The sequence below is a fragment of the Trinickia sp. NRRL B-1857 genome (genome assembly GCF_050470685.1).
In the GTDB taxonomy this organism is placed as follows: Bacteria; Pseudomonadota; Gammaproteobacteria; order Burkholderiales; family Burkholderiaceae; genus Trinickia.
The window spans coordinates 4214529-4229348 of record NZ_JBFLUK010000001.1 but is presented as its reverse complement, the minus strand read 5'-3'; the positions used below and the strand labels follow the sequence as shown (position 1 = coordinate 4229348).

The 14820-nt window shown below is 60.4% G+C and carries 15 protein-coding genes and 1 pseudogene; 7 read left to right on the top strand and 9 right to left on the bottom strand.

Annotated elements, in window-relative coordinates; all coding sequences use genetic code 11:
• Positions 1-198: 198 nt before the first annotated feature.
• Both AB1286_RS19010 and AB1286_RS19005 read right to left on the bottom strand, forming a co-directional pair.
• Complete coding sequence (locus AB1286_RS19010; protein WP_430364716.1) at positions 199-1032, bottom strand: AraC family transcriptional regulator; 834 nt, start codon at positions 1030-1032, stop codon at positions 199-201.
• Positions 1033-1141: 109 nt separating this feature from the next.
• Positions 1142-1594, bottom strand: coding sequence for a DUF2000 domain-containing protein (locus tag AB1286_RS19005; RefSeq protein ID WP_430364715.1), 453 nt, complete (start codon positions 1592-1594; stop codon positions 1142-1144).
• Positions 1595-1809: 215 nt separating this feature from the next.
• On the opposite strand from AB1286_RS19005, the gene AB1286_RS19000 reads away from it, so the two are divergent.
• Positions 1810-1908, top strand: a complete 99-nt coding sequence (locus AB1286_RS19000; protein ID WP_430365120.1) for a hypothetical protein — start codon at positions 1810-1812, stop codon at positions 1906-1908.
• Between the two features lie 81 nt (positions 1909-1989).
• On the opposite strand, the gene cheZ is transcribed toward AB1286_RS19000, so the two are convergent.
• The 4 genes from cheZ to AB1286_RS18980 form a co-directional block, all read right to left on the bottom strand.
• The gene (gene cheZ, locus AB1286_RS18995; protein WP_430365119.1) at positions 1990-2649 is read right to left on the bottom strand and encodes a protein phosphatase CheZ; all 660 of its coding nucleotides are present in this window, start codon (positions 2647-2649) and stop codon (positions 1990-1992) included.
• Between the two features lie 46 nt (positions 2650-2695).
• A complete protein-coding gene (gene cheY, locus AB1286_RS18990; RefSeq protein ID WP_430364714.1) occupies positions 2696-3091 on the bottom strand; it encodes a chemotaxis response regulator CheY in 396 nt (131 codons plus the stop codon).
• A 104-nt stretch (positions 3092-3195) separates the two neighbouring features.
• Positions 3196-3489 (bottom strand): hypothetical protein, encoded by a 294-nt coding sequence (locus tag AB1286_RS18985; protein WP_430364713.1) that lies wholly within the window; start codon positions 3487-3489, stop codon positions 3196-3198.
• Between the two features lie 261 nt (positions 3490-3750).
• Entirely contained in the window at positions 3751-5649 is a 1899-nt protein-coding gene (locus AB1286_RS18980; protein ID WP_430364712.1) for an MHYT domain-containing protein, read from the bottom strand.
• 570 nt (positions 5650-6219) lie between these two features.
• Between AB1286_RS18980 and AB1286_RS18975 the strand changes: the two genes are divergently transcribed.
• From AB1286_RS18975 to AB1286_RS18965, 3 genes are all read left to right on the top strand, one after another.
• Positions 6220-7056: a hypothetical protein gene (locus AB1286_RS18975; RefSeq protein WP_430364711.1), complete on the top strand. Its 837-nt coding sequence runs from the start codon at positions 6220-6222 to the stop codon at positions 7054-7056.
• Between the two features lie 60 nt (positions 7057-7116).
• Positions 7117-7254 (top strand): hypothetical protein, encoded by a 138-nt coding sequence (locus AB1286_RS18970; protein ID WP_430364710.1) that lies wholly within the window; start codon positions 7117-7119, stop codon positions 7252-7254.
• A 205-nt stretch (positions 7255-7459) separates the two neighbouring features.
• Positions 7460-9889, top strand: a complete 2430-nt coding sequence (locus AB1286_RS18965) for a DUF4781 domain-containing protein (protein WP_430364709.1) — start codon at positions 7460-7462, stop codon at positions 9887-9889.
• Between the two features lie 299 nt (positions 9890-10188).
• Here AB1286_RS18965 and AB1286_RS18960 read toward each other — a convergent pair.
• Positions 10189-10536: pseudogene (locus AB1286_RS18960) on the bottom strand (DDE-type integrase/transposase/recombinase); the annotation flags it as partial.
• 272 nt (positions 10537-10808) lie between these two features.
• Here AB1286_RS18960 and AB1286_RS18955 point away from each other — a divergent pair.
• The 3 genes from AB1286_RS18955 to AB1286_RS18945 all read left to right on the top strand — a co-directional run bounded on the left by AB1286_RS18955 (position 10809) and on the right by AB1286_RS18945 (position 12938).
• Positions 10809-11102, top strand: coding sequence for a toxin-antitoxin system TumE family protein (locus tag AB1286_RS18955; RefSeq protein WP_430364708.1), 294 nt, complete (start codon positions 10809-10811; stop codon positions 11100-11102).
• Positions 11099-11443, top strand: coding sequence for a hypothetical protein (locus AB1286_RS18950; protein ID WP_430364707.1), 345 nt, complete (start codon positions 11099-11101; stop codon positions 11441-11443). Before AB1286_RS18955 ends, AB1286_RS18950 begins: the two co-directional genes overlap by 4 nt.
• A 304-nt stretch (positions 11444-11747) precedes the next feature.
• The gene (locus tag AB1286_RS18945) at positions 11748-12938 is read left to right on the top strand and encodes a tyrosine-type recombinase/integrase (protein WP_430364706.1); all 1191 of its coding nucleotides are present in this window, start codon (positions 11748-11750) and stop codon (positions 12936-12938) included.
• A gap of 30 nt (positions 12939-12968) precedes the next feature.
• Here the strand turns inward: AB1286_RS18945 and AB1286_RS18940 are convergent, their stop codons facing one another.
• Complete coding sequence (locus tag AB1286_RS18940; RefSeq protein WP_430364705.1) at positions 12969-14051, bottom strand: NERD domain-containing protein; 1083 nt, start codon at positions 14049-14051, stop codon at positions 12969-12971.
• 41 nt (positions 14052-14092) lie between these two features.
• Positions 14093-14746, bottom strand: a complete 654-nt coding sequence (locus tag AB1286_RS18935; RefSeq protein ID WP_430364704.1) for a hypothetical protein — start codon at positions 14744-14746, stop codon at positions 14093-14095.
• Between the last annotated feature and the right edge of the window lie 74 nt (positions 14747-14820).

Below are 14820 nucleotides of genomic sequence, written 5' to 3'. Positions count from 1 at the left end.
TTCCGATACACGACGGCCCTTCGCTGTCGTGGCACGCCCGCATCCGCTTCAGAAACGGCCGCAGGCGTTGAGAACTTGCCGACAAGTATTGGATCCCGTCGCATCTCAGCATCGATGGATCGACCGAAAGCCAATACACCAAACGAGACCGCGAAGCGCGTTCCTCCGGAAAGTCAACGCGCACAGTCCGTGCACCGATTATCGAAATGCGGCTTGATACACCTTCGGCGTCACGCCCGTTTGTTGTTTGAACACCCGCGTGAAATGCGACTGATCAGCGAATCCTGCTCGCGCGCCGACTTCCGCGATGCTCGAACCGTCACGCAACAGCTGCATCGCGACGCGCACGCGTTTTTGCTGCATGAAGGCATGCGGGCTCATTCCCGTTTCCCGTATGAAAGCGCGCAACAGTACGAACGGCGTCACTTGATAGTCATTCGCAAGCGTCGACAATGTGGGGCGCGCATGCAGATCCTCCAGCAACCGACGCTTCACCGCATTGACTAGCGCAGGCTCCCTTCGCACGATCGGCAAACCGCCGGCGGAGCTGCCATGTCGAGCATATAAGCCCAATACCGCCCCCGCTAGCGCCTCGCTACGCTTGAGCCGATCGTCGCCCACCTCCGAGCACCAATTGATGCCGTAAAGGTTCCGTGCGAGATCCGCATCGACAATGAAGGGGCTTTTCGTATCGAATCGCTCGCGCCGCGCAATGCCGAGGGCGTCGCAATACGATGCCAGTGCGAGCGGCTGGACGTGCTCCACCCGCATCTTCCAGCGTCCATCGCCCGCAGCCGCACCGGCATGGACGACCCCGGCATCGATGACGATCACATCGCCCCGACGGCATACACGTCGTTGCCCTTTCGCTTCGACGGCCAGCGCACCGCCGGTTATGACTGCGAGGCAATGGGTATCGTGCGCATGCGGCGGATAGCGATGCCCAACGAATTCTCCTTTGAGCATGACCGCATCCATGACGTCAGGGGCGCGCCACAGCTTGATCGAATGAGTCGACGCAGACGTTTTCATGATCGGGCGGACCGCGGATGTGACCGAAAAATATCCATCATAACCGTCGAATTGCGGCATCGAGTGGACTGCATTCGACCATCGAAATTCGCAATGATTTCTGCTTCCATCACGAGAACAGCGAGAAACCCCCGACGAGTTTGCCGACCTTCTTTCTGCCGCCCACGATACCCACGGCCAAGTATCGAAGCGAATCACCCGGCAGCGCACGTACCGCTTCCAAGAAGGCAAGGTAATCGGTGGTCGCTTGCCCTTCCACCGGAAAGTCGACGACATCGCAATGGCCTAGCGACTTCTGGCGCAGGTCGATTAGTTGGCGATCGGTCGCTTTGAGTATGGGGATGCCGATTGGGATCAGGCCGGGGTGGCCTGCGCCCTCGCTATCGAACAGTTGTGCTCCGACGAGATGACTGTGGCGCTGTCCCAATGTGAAGGCAACGACTGCCGCAGCGTTCGACGCCTTACCCGGGGACAACGCCTCATCCACGACGATCACGCAACGCTGGGGCCCCGTTACCGGCGAGGCCTCGCTCGAGGGGGATACTTCGGGCTGCAACAACACGGCGTCTCTCCTGAAATCATGCTCGCGGGAGAGAATGCTAAAGACCCTTGCGACGAAAGTATTGGACGATTTTGCAGGCGCGATCCGTGTTTCGAGACTGAAACATTTTTGAACCCTAGAGGCATCGCGACGACCGGCGCGGCGCGCGACCTTTCCCTGCAAGCCGGCTTCCCGAAGCCACGCCGTTCCATGACCTCGGCACGTTGCCCGGCGGCGTGTTCAGCGAAGCGCTCAGCATCAACGAGAACGGCGACGTGGTTGGAGATGCCACGACAGCGAATGGGAATTTCCACGCGGTCCTGTGGAGCAAGTGACGACCGCGGGAAACCACTTCATTTTTTCGCTTGCTGCCTATGAGCTATCGGCCGCGCTCGGGCCAGAAGTTCGTGGCCGACTCATAACCCTAGACTGGCAAGCAGATCGTCGACGTCGGCTTGCCCCTGCATAACGCCAGGCTTGCCCTCAGGATCGATTTGCGGGCCGTTCTTTAGTGTTTCCGGCGCGTTCGAGCTCGCGAGCGCAGCGGCGTTCGCGGCAAATTGCTCGCGTCGCTCAGGCGTGATGTGCTCGAGCAGCACGGAGAGCAGTTGCTGCTCGATCAGGATCACGATGTCCATAAGCTTCTTGATGACCTGACCGGTCAGATCTTGAAAACTTTGAGCCATCAAAATATCGAGCAGATGCTGGTTCGTTGCCGCACTCGCTTCCGGAATGCGCCCGCCCACAAATGCGTGCGTGTCGCGCATCAATTCGCGTACGTCCGCCCGGTCGCCCGACCCATCAAAATACCGGGACCATCGCAGCTCGAGCGCAACGGCCTCTTGCTCGAGCGCTTGCTGAAGTGGCTTTGCCAATTCAACAGCGGCCAGGACACGCTCCGCGGCTTCTTCCGTCATCGTCGCAACGTACCTTAGCCGATCCCGCGCGTCAGGCACGGCTTGTGCAGCGTGCTCGATTTGCCGGTCGAGGCCGAGGCCGCTCATCGAATCGAGCAAGGTGCGGGTCACGTGCCCGACGTGAGCCAAAATGCGGTCCGAGGAAGTCACACCAGCTATCGACTCGAGCCCCGCCGCATGAAGAAAGGCGTTATGGTGTTCCAATCTACCCTCCGACGTTCGTCAGCTTTTCGAGAATCTTGTTTAGCTTCTCGTCGAGCGTCGCCGCAGTGAATGGCTTGACCACGTAACCGTTTGCTCCGGCCTGCGCAGCTGCAATGATGTTTTCCTTTTTCGCCTCGGCAGTCACCATCAACACCGGGAGCGACGACAGCGTCGCATCGGCGCGGATCGACTTCAGCATCTCGAGCCCATCCATGTTTGGCATGTTCCAGTCCGACACGACGAGATCGAAGCCGCCAGCGCGTAGTTTCCCCAGCGCGACCGCCCCGTCCTCCGCCTCTTCGATGCTGTTGTACCCGAGTTCCTTCAGGAGGGTTCGTACGATCCGCCGCATAGTCGGAAAATCGTCGACCACCAGAATCCTCATCTCCTTGCTCATCAAGATCCCTATTCATATGAGCCCGTCAGTCAGGGGGCGCTATTTCTCAAGCCACGCCACACCCGGGGACAAGCACAACGATGTATCAGTTTCGCCGTAGCCGCCTAGCCGTTGTACTCGACGGTCCATCCCTTCTTCGCGTGTCCGTCGACCGACTTATCAAAGCCCGCATCGAGCTTCCATGTCCAGTTCGGCGCAGGCATCTGCGCGCCATCGCGTATCAATGCTTCAATCTGTTGCTGCGCTTGATCTCGGTCGGCAAAGAATTTGAGGGGACCGTACACCACGTTGTAAAGCGGTAAAGATGCATCCACGAGAAAAATGCGTACCGTGACGCCTGGAACCACCGTATAAATAGTGCTCGAGCCCAGCGACCCAGGAAACCGGATCGGGTTCATTTGCGAAACCATAAAGGTCCATCCCCAATTTGTGCAGTCATCAATGGTGGCGGGCCACTCTGAACGCTTTCATCAGGAGAAAGCGGGCGATGGCTCGGGTAGCCTCGGACATCCAGCGATCGCACGATGCAACGGCCGCAGCGGCAGGTGCAGTTTTCGAGCAAGCAAGGGACGGCCGGGGCTTACGCCACCCGTTCAGGTAATAACGGCGTGGGAAAGTTAAACTGAACCCCAGCCTACCTCCGCGGCCCGCCGGGGGATTCAACCGCCTCCCTCAGCATCAACGCTGTTCCTCAGTGCGGTTGAGCTGTGTTGCGTGCCAAATTTCGTCACATCGTTGGTCTCTATGGACGACAGCGGCAAGATCGCGGTCAAGATAAGTCCCGCGCCGGGCTCAGTGCTAATGCGGATTTCTCCGCCAAGCAGCGTGGCACGTTCGCGCATACCCAACAATCCGAACGATTGCTTCGGCCCCTCGTGCTGCACACCGCGTCCGTTATCGGCGATGCGCACGATGCAGTGCGGGTCGTCGCGCGCGATCGCCACTACGACCTCGGTCGCCCCCGAATGCCGTGCTACGTTCGTCAACGCTTCTTGCACTATCCGGAATATATCGTTGCGGCACCGGCGATTGAAATCGATCGCGTCTTGATCGATATGACGAATGGCCCGAATGCGGTAGCGCGCGGAAAAATCGTCGAGCAAATGGTCGATGGCGGGAATCAAGCCAAGATCTTCCAGCATGACCGGATGCAAGTCCGCAGCGATGTGCCTGATCGATTTGACGAGATCGTCGATCATTGCGTAGATCCCGTTCAGTGCTTCGTGCGGGGGCCACGGTCGATCCGAACAAGCGACATTTTCCAATTGCGATGCCGCCATCTTCAAGGCAGTCAATTGCTGGCCCAGGTCATCGTGGAGCTCCCGGGCGATACGCGCTTTTTCTTCTTCCCTGACGTGTTGGACGTGTGCCGAGAGCCGACGCAGCTCTTCACGTGAGGTGCGAAGCGCTTGCTCGTCACGTCTGCGGTCGGTGATGTCCGAAAACAAAATTGCGACCCCGTCGAAGAGTTTGACGCAGCTTATCCGAAACCATCCGGAAAGCCCCTCTCCGATGTATTCCTGCTCGACGATAGCCGCCTCCCCGCTCGTCATCACGCTCGCATAGACGTCGAACAGGCCCGTGGCCATCGTTGTGGGGAACTGTTTCAGGAAGCTGTGCCCAATCAAATCCGCTTCACGAAGTCGCCAAAGCCGGAGCGCGGCCGGATTGACGTAGCTGAAGCGAAAGTCGGCGATCGCTGCCCCGTTCGTCTCGGCCGTGAGGATGAAGAAAGGATCGACGGCAACCTCCTGCACCGCCTTGAATCGTTGCTCGCTTTCCGCGAGGCGGCTTGTCGTAGCCGAGAGCCGCTGCTCTTGCTCGATTGCACGAAACCGGGCTTCTTTACGCGTTTGAAACAGCGCCGCGCCCAGCGCTGCGCCGAGCACGGCAAGGACCGTGATAACCAGTTCAAAGATAAATTGCTGTCGCTCGAAGCCGTTCGCGGCTCGACTGACGCAATACGGCGCGAATACGGAGGCCGCCATCGCGACGTAATGCAGACCCGACACGGCAATGCCCATCAGAATTGCAGCCGTTACGTCCTTGGCGAACGTTTGCGTGCGAGTGCGCAGGCCGATGAGGACGCGCAACGCGGCGTATGACGCCCCGATCCCGATGATGACCGATAGCGCAGCGAGCACAGGCCGATACTGGATAGGCGGGCTCATCTCCATAGCTGCCATGCCCGAGTAGTGCATGACGGCGATTCCCGAACCCATGAAGATCGCACCTAGAACGACCCCGCTTGCCGTCGGAGCCGGCACCAGCACGAACGTCAGCCCGAGCCAACAAACGAGCACGGCGGCCGCCCAGGATGCCAGCGTTGTCGTGAAGTCATATCCAATCGGGACCGGTAACTGAAAGGCGAGCATCCCCACAAAATGCATCGCCCAGATGCCCGTGCCGAGCACGAGCGCCGTGGCGGCGGCCCACACCGCATTCGTTTGCGTCGGCCTCGCGAGCTGGGCTCGTGCAAGTCGGACTGCGGCAAACGACATCGTCGCCGCGAGCATGATCGAGAGCGCCACGAGCGGAAGACTGTATGAGCTAGTCATTTAGGCGTCCTTAGAAAATGGCCTGTGTCGGACGTGGTTACCCGTTGCCCGCGAGGCTCGACACCGAGCGTATCGATGGCGTAGCGAGGCGTCGCGCACCTATCGCATCCGTAGATGCATGTCCGGTAACCCGAGCGGGCAGCGCAGTTCGCAGGACGCAGCGATGGCGCGCCGCGGCGGTAGCACAAAAGCACAGGCAGGGAATCGAGCCAAGGCCCGCATACAACGTTCCTGCGTCTCGGACAAGGAAAGGCACTGCATGCCCGCGTGCCTGCAAACCGGTTCACGCTAGCTCACGGGCCGCGGCGGGGTACTGATTAATTAATTGCCTACCCCAACTCTCGCGATTGTGGTTTTGAAAGCAAACCGGAGATATCCGCAGTCCGAGCGATCCATTCCATGAACTACCGAGTAGCGACTACGGAACACGGGACTCAAGATCTGCGATGAATCGTCCATACTGCGCACAAACAAATCTCCCATATGCGACGCGATCCCTATTCTTGCCTTATGTGGCAGAAGTCGGGAGACGCGCCCTCGTTCTGCCTATCAGCAATTTAGGAGCTTAACGTGGCATACATGCTAGATCCGCTTGGCGTCGGGCGAGCCTTTCCCTCTACCCTCAATCCCCTTTCGGACAGGCCCGTACCGAATCCCGATCCGAATCCGTATGCATTGCCTGCGCCGGATACCCTGCCCGCCACGGGAACGACGGTAGGCGACGCTAACCTCGTTTGGAGCGCGAACGGCGACGGCCAGATCGAGACCGCGACGATCAAGAACGGCCAGAGTCAGATAGTTGGCCAAATCGCCGTCGACAGCAAAAACAATTCTGTTTCGGTGACGAGATACGATCCGAGCACCGGCAAACCCGCTCTTGATAACTTGACGGGAAAGCTGATCTCATCGACGTTCCACTACGACTCCGAGGGCCATATCGTCAATGACGGGAATCTCGCATCCGAAGATATCGTCGGCGAGGGGAATGGCACATCCGATGAAATGACGGGGACGCTTCTTAACATTTCGAACGGCACTCATAGTCAACTGGTGACGCTACAAGGCCGAAACGGCGATGTGCCTCCGATTTCGGTCGATATCGCGCCCGACCTTCAGAACCCGTCGAACCACTCGCTTTCGGCGTTCGTCGTTATGCACGATCAGAAGCCAAACGGCGATATCGGCGGTGCCGTGCTATATATGAAGCCAGGTAGCTTGCAGGATGATGGTTCTGCCAGCACGAAGCAGGTCTCTACCTGGTATGAAAGCAGCACCGACGACGCCACGCAGACGGCAGTCGAAAAAACGTATGTGACGCCCGCCCCGAACATCACGCCAACGCCGACTACGGCCCCGGCTCAGCATACCGACCACGGGTGGGTTAGTAATTTGTTTTCTTGGCTGTAGTAGTCGGGGTTCTTAGGGCCAAGCGCGCGGCCGCTGTAGTGTGCGTCCGGCGCGCTCGGCGTGGCGCTACTGACCAAGCGCCAGGATAAGCATCTCTACCGCGAGACGGAAATGCGCCACGAAGCCCCGGTTCTTTATCGCTTGATCGAAGACCACGCGGCAGCCGTGAAGAAAACGCAGCGGGTATTGACGGCGTAGCGTTGGGTGGTGGGAACCTCGTAGCGGTTCGACATCCACAGATGCGATCGATCGGCTCGACTACGGAATATTCCGTCGCAGCCGCTCAAGCGGCTCCGTATAGTGACATGCGGTGCATCCACGATGCATCGCGTCCCCCTTAACGGTAAGCTCAACGGCTTCATCCGGCGACACACTCGCTGCCGCCCGAAGCGGGAGATTGCGCATGTCGCTGCGCACGGTCACCGACGGCGGTTCGTCGTCCGCCCCATTGCCGCAAGACACGTTGGCGTCCGAGATCGTCGCCAAGGTCAACCCGCAAGTCACTGCATCGACTCAGCCACAGGCGTTGAGCGCACTCATCCGGCAGACCGCGAAAACGCTCTCGACGAGCGACCCCGGCCATCCGATCGATCAAGATACGCTAACCGCCGCCGATCAAATCGCCATGGCCACCCTGCTGTCCTCGCGCGTGCCGAGCCCACAAGCGGCGAGTGCGCTCGATCAGCAACTGCTCGGCCAGAGCCTCATCGGCGTGGGCCAGAATACGGCCCTGGACGACGGCGACAAATCGAAGATCGCTGCGATGATCGTCGACAGCGCGGCGGGGCAATCCGATGCGCCGCACCTATCGACACTGGGTCATATGCTGGCGACGGTCAGTGCGAGCGGAAATCTTTCGGACTCCGAAAAATCGCTCCTCCAAAATGCCATCACCGGCAGCGATGTCTCGAAGCAGTTGGGCCCGGAGACCGTCAAATTCCTGACGAATTTCGTCGGGACCATGGCGAAAGCGCAGCAATCGCCGAAGGACACGAAAGCCGTCGCCGCCGCGCAGTTCGACATGTTCATGATCGCGCACGGCGACGATCCGCAGTATCTCTCGGGCGCTGCGCTCGACAACATGATCGGCGGCGACCTCGGGCTGAAGCCCGACGTGCAAACACCGACGAGCGGCACGCAAGCCGCCGCCTTGCTCGACGGCACGACCGACCTCTACAGCGGGAAGCAGCTCGATGCCATTCGCGGTATCGCGCAGCAGATCACGAAGGCCGGCGGCGCGGACGGGGGCGTCACCGCCGTGCCCGTCGTCTTCGATGCCAGCGGGTCGAACAATGGCCCGCAGACGCACATCGTCTGGCGCGTCACCGGTGCTAACGGCAACGACCAGTATGTCGACGACACCGGGCGAACCTACAACAGCATGAAGGACTATCTCGGCGGCAACAAGCTCGGCTACGGGACACTTGTGACGCCGAGCGACGGCCATCTGACGATCGGCGCGGACGGCAGCATCGAAAGCGCGAGCCAAACGAAGACGGAAGGCTTTTGGGACAAGGTCGAGCGCTACGGCGGCGATGTCCTCGATGGACTGGCGGTCGCCGGCGCGGGCGTGCTGACCGTGGCGGCCTTCGTCGGCACCGACGGCATGGCCACGCCGCTCCTCGCCGCGGCATGGGGCAGCGTGCTGACCGGTGGCGCTGTGGCTGCCACGAACGGCGTATCCGATCTAACCGATCGCGCGGACCACGGCCAGTCGTGGGCCCCCGGCAAAGCCACGCTCGGCGATTACGCCGGAATCGCCGCCGGGCTCGCGACGCCTTTCACGGGAGGCGCAGCAAAACTCGGCGTCGATGCGCTTGCGACGAATGGTGTGGCGATTGCCGCGAGCGGCGGCGTGCAAACCGGCGCGCGCGTCGTAGGGTGGACCGCCAACGGCATCTCGATGGCAAGCGGCGCTTATGCAGGCGATCAGTTGGTCAGCAATTGGGATTCGCTCTCGTGGAATCAGCGGCTCCAAGGCGGGACGACGTTGGCCTTGGGCGTGGTCGGCGCTTCGCGGCAAGGCGCCGAGTTTTTGAACACGCTTGGGCCCTCGGGTGCTGCCGCGCCCAGCGTATCGACGTCGAATGCGAACCCGTCGACGTCCGGCGTCGCGCTGGCGGGATCACCCGCCGCAGGGTCAAGCGGCACACCGGTAGTGCCGCCGCAATCCGGCATCCCGGCTGCGGGCGGCAATCCCGCTGGTGCGACGACGGGCGGCAATGCGGCCGGCAGCGCACCGCTTCCAATCGGTCCAGCGGACGATTCTCCGTTCGACGATCCCAACGACTATCTGACGTCGCGCACGACGGTCATCTGGCCTTCAAACCGTATCGCGCCTCCCAATTTCGATACCGCCGATACGCTGACCATCGGGGGTGGCCGCGTCTTCCGTCCGCCTGCCCCGGGAGAGATCTATCTAAACATCGACCGCACGGCCGGTGCCGACGTCGTGGCCGATGCGCGCGACATGTCGGCTGTCCCTTCCGGATCGATGAACAAGGTCGTCGCGGAGAACGTTCCGTGGCAAGTTTTCACGAGACCCGAGGGCCCGGTGGCGCCGGGTTCTCTTCCGCCCGGGATTGCCGAACTCGCTCGCATAGTGAAGCCGGGCGGCAGCATCGATCTGCGGCTCGGCAGCGAAGGCGCGCTGCGAGCCGATCAGGTCGAGGCCGATCTACGGGCGGCCGGGTTCACCGATGTTCAAGCACGATTCGTCTCGCCGTTCGGCACCGAACTGCCCGCGAACCCGAGCACATTGGATCTCGACAGCGGCGGCTTTGAAATCACGGCGACGAAACCGGTTGCGGGGCCGGTCGGTCCCAATGGTTGAAACGCCAATTGAGAGACGGGCGGCAGAGCCGCCGCGTCAAGGATTAGGCTACATCTGAATGGGCATCTTGTCGGCCCTGCTCGGAAGCATCGTGGTAGGCCTTGTTAGGATGGTATTCCTGCCCCACTCCTGCGCGAGAAGGAATGCGTCGGCCAAACCCGCATCCGCCGAGCCAGGCGACGATAGCTTCGCCCACTCAGTATCCATGCGCGCGGTATGCACGCTAAAGTTTGTGCTCCGAATCCGAACGCAAATCTAATTAATACGGGCGGTCGCGATCCGCTTGCGGCTGCGATGAACTGATGCGGCCGTATCCAGTTGTGCCGGTGCATCCGGTAATGGCTGATATCCCGGTGTGCTTCCTGCGCCGACATGTAGGCCACTGACGGCAGCCATTCCGTCCTGAAGCTGCGGAACAATCTCTCCATCGGGGAGTTGTCCCAGCAATTTCCACGGCGACTCATACTCTGCTGTATCCGACAGCGCCACGGGCGCTGTCGGAACTTCCGACTTGCATACTGAGCGCCCTTATCCGAATGGAACAGCAGTCCCTGCGGCCGGCCACGCTGCTCATAGGCCATCTCCAGCGCCTGCACGACCAGGTCGGCACCGGGTCGGGGCGAGAATGTCCAGCCGACGACCCGTCGCATGTCTGGGCGCAAGGCCGTTGGCATTACCTCGCAGCGGTGCGCGACTTGTTCAGCTTGCGCAGGTCTGGTCGATTACTTCGTACGTTCGATGCCTTCCGACATCAAGAGCGCGGGAGCCTTTTTTAAAATGGCCTTCGCGCCCTCCTAACCTCGCCAGTTCAACGGCGCAATCGGCCGGGAGGCCCTCTGTTGGGGAATGACAGATCCGGCGCGTTCAGCAACGCTATGGCGGTTGACGCCATAGCGCCTGCTATGGCATGCTACGCCATATGAAAAAGAAAGCGACGCTGCTGTTCGAAGATCGGACCGTCTATCCAGATGGAGCCATCCTCGAAATGCGTATCTGGCGACTACCCGAGCACGACGCCGAACGGCCGCACGGCCTCAAGTACAGCTTGTTTTATGGCCGTGATGGCCGGCGGGTGATCGGTTATGACAATGAGCGGGGCAAAGGCGATCATCGACACTATGGCAGCCGTGAAGAGCCATACGTGTTCTCGACCGCGGAGCGCATGGTTGAGGATTTTTTGGACGACGTCGAACTAGAAAGGAGCGTGAAATGAGCAAGTTGACTGCGCATGTAGGTAGTGCTCGAGACATGGGGCGTCGCTTTTCAGCCGCTTTTGATCGGGCTGCGGCGGGCGAGAATTTCGAGGAACGGCATGTTACGTTTCTTTCGTTGGAAGAGATGATGGCAGCGCTGACGCCGAAGCGATTGGAGTTGTTGCGCCACCTGCATCGGACGGGCGCGGATAGCGTCAAAGCGTTGGCGCGCGAACTCGATCGTGATTACAAGCGTGTGCATGAAGACGTCGCGATCCTCGAGGGAGCCGGACTCATTGTCAGGGAAGACGGGCGCTTGAGCGCGCCGTGGGAAGCGCTGACGGCAGAGGTTTCCCTGTAGTTGATGGCGCGAAGTGCAGGGGGATACAAAGGCTATGGACGCCAGTGCCGCAGCTTGCCGTACGTTTGATAGTCGTTTCGTGAGCCGAAAAACAAAAACCCCATAAATCATTGATTTTACTGGGTTTTCCGCCAAGTTCTGGCGGAGAGAGGGGCCGCCAAATTTTCCCCCAAGGCGATCCAAGCCAATCCAAACATCCCCCAATGATTCAATGACTTGCACTGTCCAAGCATCCAATTTACGCTACTGCCTTCCAACCCCATCCAGCACTCGCTGATGGGCTAAGTGATGGGCTAGAAAATCAATGCTAACAGACAAACAAGCAAAGGCACTGAAGCCGGGTGATAAGCCGGTCTTTGACGGTAAGGTCACGGGACTGATCTTGGTACCGTCCAAATCCGGCTGCAAATGGACCCTGCGCTTCACGAGCCCGGCAACGGGGAAGCGACGCGATGCCGGCCTAGGCACTTACCCTGAAACGTCGATCGCCGAGGCCCGCGACAAAGCGCTATCCATGCGCAAGCTCGTCGACAACGGTGAAGACCCTATCGATCAACGCAACCGAGAACGAGAGGCCGCCGCCGTAGCGCTGGCCGCCCTCAACTTCGAGAAGGCTGCGCGACAGGTCCACGAAGAACTCAAGCCGGGCTGGAAGAACGAGAAGCATGCAGCGCAATGGATCAGCACCCTTGAAACATACGTGTTCCCGACACTTGGAGCCCGCAAGCTCGACGCGATCACCCCTGGTGACTGCGCAGACGTCCTGCGGCCGATTTGGCTGACGAAGGCCGAGACGGCCAGCCGCACCCGGCAGCGAATGCACGCTGTCATGCAGTGGGCGTGGGCGCATGGTCACATCACCGCGAACCCGGTCAGCGTTATCGATCACATCTTGCCCAAACAATCGAACAAGGCTGAACATCAACCCGCGATGCCTTGGCGGCAAGTGCCCAAATTCGTCACCGAGCACCTTGCGGCGCACGCGCCGCGCGATAGCACCCGTGCAGCCCTCCTCTTCCTGATTCTCACCGCAACGCGGAGCGGAGAGGTTCGCGGTGCGACATGGGACGAGTTCGATCTACATGCTGGCGTCTGGAGCATCCCCGCCCAGCGCATGAAGGCGAAGGAATTGCATCGAGTCCCGCTGTCCGAGCATGCGTTAACACTTGTTAAGACGCTCAAGAAAAGCAAGCTGCACGACGTTCTCGTATTCCCCTCACCCCGCGAAAAAGTCTTGAGCGATATGACGCTGACCACGTTGCTCCGCCGGGTCAAAGCTGAAAGTGACACAACTGGGCGATTCGCGACCGCCCACGGTTTCCGCTCAAGCTTTCGCGACTGGGCCAGCGAACACGGTTACGCTCGGGATCTCGCAGAGCGTGCCCTAGCGCATACTGTCGCGAACAAGGTCGAGGCAGCGTACCACCGAACTGATTTGCTGGAACAACGCCGACCACTGATGGAAGCATGGGCACGGCATGTCTATGCAGCCTGACTTCGGAGTGGCATCGCGGTCTCGAGCATGCTAATGACGCAGTTTCGCCAGCGTTTGAGGATCGGGCACGCACCCCAGGCGATCAATACCAGGCGGACATGGCGGCATCAGCGCAGCCGGTGTCGGCTGAACCGAGTGTGCCGCCAGCGCCTGCTCATTGGCCTGCTGTGCCGCGAGCAGCGCTGAGGACGACTCGTCGCGATCTTCCTGCGCTTGCTCACTTCGTCTTCTTCGAGTGGCTTCTTTCACGCCATGCCGACGGATCGGCTCATGCGTATGACGTGGGGTCGATGCCACCTTGCTCACCCCGTCGCCCGGGCGATGCAGTAACGCGGAGACACCGCCGACCAAGACCGGAAGTCCGATGAACAATAGGATTGCGGCTCGCAGCCAAGATCGCTTTTGGGGGCGCCGGATCGGCGTTGCCTCCAGCACAAGCGGCACAGACAGATCGTTCGCCGGCGGCATAGAGCCCGGCATCACGCCGGGCCGACGTAATTCGCGGGTCACTTCCGCATATCTGGTGACCCCTACCGTCGCGGAGCGAGCAGTCGCGGCCGTCGACATTAGCGCCAGTCGCTTCATTTTTGCGAACTCACGTACGGCATCCAGGCTCCAAAGCCGCCGCAAGGTTCCTGGTCGAACTGGCGTCGACAGCAAACTTTCGAGCGCCTCTATACCCGTGATCGTTACCCGATGGTCCGACGCGGGCACGTTCGATCCCATCGGCCTGCCGTAGGCGAGCAATACCACTGCGTGCGCGTATCCGGGATCGGCACCGGTCATCTCCCGCAGCGCATCTTTCAGGTTCATATGTGCCGAGTCGATTTTTGCATACGCGTTGGAGCGGCGCTCACCCGTGGCAACCGTCGTCCAGGAGAGACTATTGATGTCGCCCTCGACCGGTTGAAGGTAGCCCTTGATCTCGATCACGAGCGTCGCAGTTTGCGTTGCGACGATCAGATCGATTTCATGTCGGCGATGAAACAGGTTGACAAGAATAACTGCATCCTCGTCCCGTCTGTCGATAACCGAAAGGACGCGCTGAAGCACGAGTTGTTCGGCGGCGTCGGTGGGCCCATGCGCAAGCCGGCTAAATATTTCAACGGGCATAGTTAGGCATGGTTTCCATCAATGGTTCGTAAGAGCACATGCTACAGTCCCAACCGATCCGGCCGCATGATCGTCGGCCCGATAAACGCCAGCTTTCGCAAAGACGATTGCGGCCCGTGCGGCTGCATCCGAAAGTGCGCCCGGCGCCAATGACCGAGCACCTCACCATTCTCGCCATCGGTCGACATCGAACGTGCAGCCTCGACATCAAGGACTGCCGGTCCGACGATGTAGCGGTCATATAGCAATTCGATCTCAGCCAGCCGCTCCGCGCGTCGACGCTTGCCCAACCCGCTCGGATCGCGCGAGGCGCCCGAATAGGCGCGATCGTGAACAACCTGCGCATCGCACACCGTCAGGTATAGCAACATCTTGATCGCATAATCGAGCACGCTTTCCCAGTATGGTCGGCCGCCTGACGTGACTCCATCGATTGGATCTTCGGATTCCCATGACGTTGCGGGCGTATTGTCGAACAGGCTCTTGATGATACGTCGCTCGTCGCCTACCCCCACACGCCCCCAGGTTTGGATACTGAGCGAGTCGGCCATCTGTCCCTCCACCTCCTTGCGGCGACGAAACAGCAAAATCGTATCGATGCCGCGCTTGCGGCCCGACCACGAAGGATCGGGAACGATGCACAACACGTCGACGGGCACCCGGATCATGTGCACCAGCACGTCGTCAGCATGCATTGTCGAGCGTGGCCGGCAACGCCTGCTGGATCTGGACCGGATCGCTGCGCATGCATCGGTCGCCCAGATCGAGG